The 5,589-nt window shown below is 60.0% G+C and carries 5 protein-coding genes; all 5 read right to left on the minus strand.

Annotated elements, in window-relative coordinates; translation table 11 throughout:
- Positions 1–397: 397 nt before the first annotated feature.
- Positions 398–1,804: a mannose-1-phosphate guanylyltransferase/mannose-6-phosphate isomerase gene (locus B3187_RS04020; protein WP_286804680.1), complete on the minus strand. Its 1,407-nt coding sequence runs from the start codon at positions 1,802–1,804 to the stop codon at positions 398–400.
- A 3-nt stretch (positions 1,805–1,807) separates the two neighbouring features.
- On the minus strand, positions 1,808–2,698 hold the full coding sequence (gene galU / locus B3187_RS04025) for a UTP--glucose-1-phosphate uridylyltransferase GalU (RefSeq protein WP_024460009.1): 891 nt from the start codon (positions 2,696–2,698) through the stop codon (positions 1,808–1,810).
- 223 nt (positions 2,699–2,921) lie between these two features.
- Complete coding sequence (locus tag B3187_RS04030) at positions 2,922–4,277, minus strand: phosphomannomutase CpsG (RefSeq protein WP_286804682.1); 1,356 nt, start codon at positions 4,275–4,277, stop codon at positions 2,922–2,924.
- A gap of 70 nt (positions 4,278–4,347) precedes the next feature.
- A complete protein-coding gene (cmk, locus tag B3187_RS04035; RefSeq protein ID WP_414673670.1) occupies positions 4,348–5,001 on the minus strand; it encodes a (d)CMP kinase in 654 nt (217 codons plus the stop codon).
- Positions 5,002–5,109: 108 nt separating this feature from the next.
- The coding region (pyrF, locus tag B3187_RS04040) for an orotidine-5'-phosphate decarboxylase (RefSeq protein WP_286804684.1) at positions 5,110–5,589 on the minus strand (480 nt) is incomplete at its 5' end.

Here is a 5,589-nt window from a genome sequence, read left to right on the forward strand (position 1 = left end):
GTTCCCCTTCTCAGCCCTCAGTGCCATATTCAACCTATCAGTAACGGCGGATGCGGGCGTTGCCCTTATCCGCCCTACGCACAGCACGGAGGTGGCGTAGGGCGGATAAGCGAAGCGCATCCGCCGTTTCCCGGGGTAAAAAAAGAAAAGGTGCTAGTTCCCGGAACGTTACGCTGGCAGCGCGGAGGTTGGGTATACCGTTGCGAGACCGTCACCCGCCTTGGACGCCCCACATGGATGTGGGAAGTGTCCCGAAGCGCCGGGAGCGCGAAGGGGGCCGGCGGGTGCAGAGCCTACAGGGATGTATTCATGGCGTGTCTCGCAACGGTATACCCAACCGGAGCACTACACGACAAAGCACCCGAATGTTCTACGAGATGCTTCTACACCCCTTCTATTAAGTCCGCCCGTAATTGTCGTCGAAGCGCTGGATGTCATCTTCGCCCAGATAGGGGCCGGACTGGACTTCGATGATTTCAAGGGGGATTTTGCCCGGGTTGCTCAAGCGGTGGCGGGTGCCGACCGGTATATAGGTCGACTCATTCTCGGACAGCAGCAGCGTCTGGTCGTCCAATTCCACCTGAGCGGTGCCCTTGACTACCACCCAGTGCTCGGCGCGGTGATAATGCATCTGTAAGGACAGGCTGGCGCCGGGTTTTACCCGAATGCGCTTTACCTGGTAGCGGGTGCCCTGATCTACCGAATCGTAGCAACCCCAGGGACGATAGACCTCCCGGTGCTGGAGATGCTCGGTGCGGTTACCCTGCTCGATCCGGGCAATCACCTTCTTCACCTGCTGAGCCTGACTCTTGTCTGCCACCAGAACCGCGTCCGGGGTATTGATGATCATCAGGTTATTGACGCCGATGGTCGCCACCAGCTTGTCTTGAGTGAAGACCAGCGTGTCGTGTGAATCCACATCAATGGCATCGCCCACAAAGCTGTTGCCATTGGCGTCTTTCTCGGACAGCTCCCAAAAGGACTGCCAGCAACCCACATCGCTCCAGCCCGCATCCAGCGGGACGCAAACCACCGCCTGGCTTTTCTCCATGACCGCATAATCAATGGAGATATCCGGCGCCTCGGCAAAGGCGTCCCGGTCGATGCGAACAAAATCCAGGTCTGTGCTGGCTCTGTCGTAGGCCCGTTGGGCGGCACTGAGTACCTCCGGGGAGCAGCGCTCCAGCTCGGACAAGAATGCACTGGCACGGAACACGAACATGCCGCTGTTCCAGTAATAATCGCCCTCAGCGAGATACTGCTCAGCGGTGGCCAGGTCCGGCTTTTCCACGAACCGCTCGACGGGATGGCTACCCTGCCCTTCCCGGCGGGTTTTGATATAACCGTAGCCGGTTTCGGGGCGGGTTGGCTGGATGCCAAAGGTCACCAGTTTGTCACTGTCTGCCGCGTCGGCCGCCTGGGCGATAGCCTTCTGAAAGGCCTCAATCCCCTGGATCATATGGTCAGCGGCAAGCACGAGCAACGTCGGATCATCCTCCTGGGTCAGCGCTTTAACCGCCGCCAACGCCAAGGCTGGCGCGGTATTACGCGCCAGCGGCTCAAGCAGGATCGACGCGCGGCTCTGACCGATTTCCTGGAGCTGCTCGGCCACCATGAAGCGGTGCTCTTCATTGCACACCACAATCGGGTCACCCAAGTCGGGCACCCCGTCCAGACGCAGCAGAGTCTGCTGTAACATGGTGGTTTCACCAAACAGCTTGAGCAGCTGTTTCGGGTAGTGTTTGCGCGACAGCGGCCACAAGCGTGACCCGGAGCCGCCCGCCAGGATAACGGGAACAATCATCGATCAGCCCTGCCGGCTTTTGAGAAATTCATCGAACTGTGCGCCAATTTCGTGGTGACGCACGCCGTATTCGATGTTCGCCATCATGTAGCCCAGCTTGGAGCCGCAGTCGTGACTCTTGCCGGCCAGGCGATAGGCTTCGACGGTCTCGTCAGTCACCAGGGCGTCCAGCGAGTCGGTCAGCTGGATTTCACCACCGGCGCCCGGTTGGGTTTTGGCCAGCAGATCCCAGGTGGACTTGGACAGGACGTAGCGCCCGACAATAGCCATGTTGGACGGAGCCGCGTCGCGCTCGGGTTTTTCCACCATGCCTTTAACGGCGGCGCACTCGCCCTCTTCCACTTGGGCACCGTCGCAGTCGACCACGCCGTATTTGTGCACCTGCTCCCAGGGCACCTCTTCCACCAGAATCTGGCTGCTGCCGGTTTCGTCAAAGCGGCGAGTCATGGCCGCCAGATTGTCTTTGCGTAGGTTGCAGTGGTGCTTGTCGATCAGCACGTCGGGCAGCATTACCGCAAAAGGCTCTTCTCCCACCACCGGGCGGGCGCACAAAATGGCGTGGCCCAGGCCTTTGGCTTCGGCCTGACGCACGGAGATGACCGTCAGTCCCGGCGGCGTGATGGACCGGACTTCTTCCAGCAGTGAGCGCTTGAGACGCGCTTCGAGCTGGGCTTCCAGCTCGAAGCTGGTATCGAAGTGGTTTTCGATGGAGTTTTTACTGGCGTGAGTGACCAGGACGATTTCCTTGATGCCGGCCGCTGCCGCTTCCTCAATTACGTATTGGATGAGGGGCCGGTCGACCACGGGCAGCATCTCTTTGGGGATGGCTTTGGTGGCGGGCAGCATACGGGTGCCCAGACCGGCGACGGGGATGACGGCTTTTTTGATCTGCATGTGTGGTCTCCTTGAGTGTTGGGGGTCGTTCCCAGAGTGTTGTGTCCGGTTGATTTTTAGAGTGGAGGGTTAGAGTTGTCCGGTCGCGGCATCGGGTGAACCCTTTTCAAAACGCGATAAATACATCCCTGTAGCTCCCTCTCTTCTTCCCTGAAGAGAGGGTTTGAAAAGAGTTCACCCGACACCGCGCCCTCAGAGGGAACCCCACCCTTTCACTCGTAACTTACTGATTCAGCAGCGCCAACACTTCGTCGGTTTTTTCCTGTACCAGTTTCTTGTCGCCGCGGCTCTCGGCGTTCAGGCGTACCACCGGCTCGGTGTTGGACATGCGCAGGTTGAAGCGCCAGTCGTCAAATTCCATGGTGATACCGTCGGCACGGTCGATGGCTTTGGCCTGGTCCTTGTAGTGCTCGAATACCCGGTCAATGGCTGCGGCGGCATCGTCCACTTTGCTGTTGATTTCGCCCGGGGACGGGAAGCGATCGATGCAATCCTGTAGCAACTCGGACAGGGGCTGGCCCTTGCGACCGATCAGCTCCGCTACCAGCAGCCAGGGGATCATTCCGCTGTCACAGTAGGCGAAGTCACGGAAGTAGTGGTGGGCGCTCATTTCACCGCCGTAGATGGCATCTTCGCTGCGCATCCGCTCCTTGATGAAGGAGTGGCCGGTTTTGGATTGAATGGCGGTGCCGCCGTGCTTTTCGCAGATGTCGATGGTGTTCCAGGTCAGGCGTGGGTCATGAATGATCTTACTGCCCGGCACCTTGAGCAGGAAGGCTTCGGCCAACAGGCCGACGATGTAGTAACCCTCGGTGAACTCGCCCTTCTCATCGAACAGGAAGCAGCGATCGAAGTCGCCGTCCCAGGCAATGCCCATGTCCGCGCCGTGCTTGATCACCGCCTCGCTGGTGGAGGCCCGATTTTCACGCAGCAGCGGGTTAGGAATACCGTTTGGGAAGGTCGGGTCCGGCTCGTGGTGGACCTTGATAAATTCGATCATGGGCAGGTGCGGTTCGATCGCATCGATGACGTGGCCTGCGGCCCCGTTACCGGCGTTGACCACAAGCTTCATGGGCTTGAGTTTGTCCTTATCGACGTAGCTCAGCAGGTGCTGGATGTAGTCCTCCAGCACTGAACCCTTTCGGTAGGCACCTCTCTTAGATTCGTCCACGGCCGGGAAATCATTGGCTTCGGCCATGGCCTGAATATCGTTCAGCCCGGTATCACCACTGATGGGACGAGAACCCTCACGCACCATCTTCATGCCGTTATAGTCAATCGGGTTGTGACTGGCGGTGATCACGATGCCGCCATCGGTTTTCAGATGGCTGGTAGCGAAGTAGATCTCTTCAGTGCCGCACAGACCGATATCGATCACGTCCGCACCGCCGTCCTGCAGGCCGCGGGCGCAGGCAAGCTTCAAGGACTCACTGGTCTCTCGCACGTCGCCACCCACCACGACGGTTTTGGGCTTGAGGTATTCCGCAAAGGCGCGGCCGATGCGGTAGACGATGTCTTCATTGAGTTCTTCACCCAACTTGCCGCGAATATCGTAGGCTTTAAAACAGGTCAGTTTCATCTTCGTTCCGTCCGGTTTGTGTTATTTGTCATCGTTGCTCCGGCACCCCATGGGTGCCAGCCCCACCCGGCTAGCGGGTATAGCTTAAAATTCTCTCGAGCACCTGCTCGATGGTCAGCTCGGTACTGTCCACCAGGTGGGCGTCATCGGCGGGCTTAAGGGGTGACACGGCGCGTTCGCTGTCCCGCTTGTCCCGCTCGCGGATATCCGCCACCAAGGCGTCCATATCCACTTTCTCGCCTTTTTCCAATAACTGCAAGTAGCGGCGTTCGGCACGCGCCTCTGGACTGGCGGTCAAGAAGATTTTGACGCCAGCATCGGGAAATACGGTGGTTCCCATATCGCGCCCGTCGGCGACCAGGCCCGGTGCCTGCCGGAAGTCCCGCTGGCGCTGCAACAGAGCCTCTCGGACCGGCGGATAAGCCGCCACCCGAGAGGCGTTCATGCTGACGGCCTCGGTACGAATTTCCCGGGACACATCCTGCTCTTGCAGCAAAATGCGCGTGTCCTCACCGGCCGCGTCAAACCGCACCGCCAGATGCCGGGCCACCGCGGCCACCGCATCGGGATTATCCAGGTCAGCGCCGGCGTTCATGGCGGCCAGCGCGGTCAGCCGGTAGAGGGCACCACTGTCGAGCAGATGATACCCGAGACGATTGGCCACCAGCCGACTCAGCGTGCCCTTGCCCGCCCCACTGGGGCCGTCAATCGCAATTACCGGGATGGGACTGTTTTCGGTCACAGGGGTTCCTTAGCGGTCTTGAACATTCAGATTTGGGGTTACTCGCCGACCCGGATCTCAAAGCTCGGGGCGGCGCGCTCGAGCCGTGCCTCAGGGGGCAATGCTCTGGGCGATCTCCCGACAGCGGGCAATGGGATCGGCGGCCCGGGTAATCGGTCGACCAATCACCAGGTAATGGCTCCCGGCGGCAATGGCTTCCTGCGGCGTCAGGGTCCGACGCTGATCATCCGCCGCACTGTCGGCGGGACGAATGCCGGGGGTGACCAGACAAAAATCCGGACCATGCCGCTCGCTTAATGCCCGAGCTTCCTGAGCCGAGCATACCACACCATCCAGACCACTTTTATGACTCAGGTCCGCGAGATGCAGGACCTGTTCCATCGGAGTCCGGGCGACGCCGGTAGAGCGCAGATCCGCTTCGGTCATGCTGGTCAGTACCGTGACCCCAATCAGCAGGGGGCGGCGACCGGAGACTTTGTCCAGAGCCTCGCGGGCGGCGCTCATCATGCGCTCTCCACCACTGGCGTGAACATTGACCATCCATACGCCGAGGTCGGCCGCCGCACGCAC

This window comes from Marinimicrobium sp. UBA4209, assembly GCF_002381585.1.
Taxonomy (GTDB): domain Bacteria; phylum Pseudomonadota; class Gammaproteobacteria; order Pseudomonadales; family Cellvibrionaceae; genus Marinimicrobium; species Marinimicrobium koreense.

Coding starts and splice junctions, on each gene's coding strand:
- galU (WP_024460009.1), bottom strand. CDS start 2,698: ATGCAGATCAAAAAAGCCGTCATCCCCGTCGCCGGTCTGGGCACCCGT.
- B3187_RS04020 (WP_286804680.1), bottom strand. CDS start 1,804: ATGATTGTTCCCGTTATCCTGGCGGGCGGCTCCGGGTCACGCTTGTGG.
- B3187_RS04030 (WP_286804682.1), bottom strand. CDS start 4,277: ATGAAACTGACCTGTTTTAAAGCCTACGATATTCGCGGCAAGTTGGGT.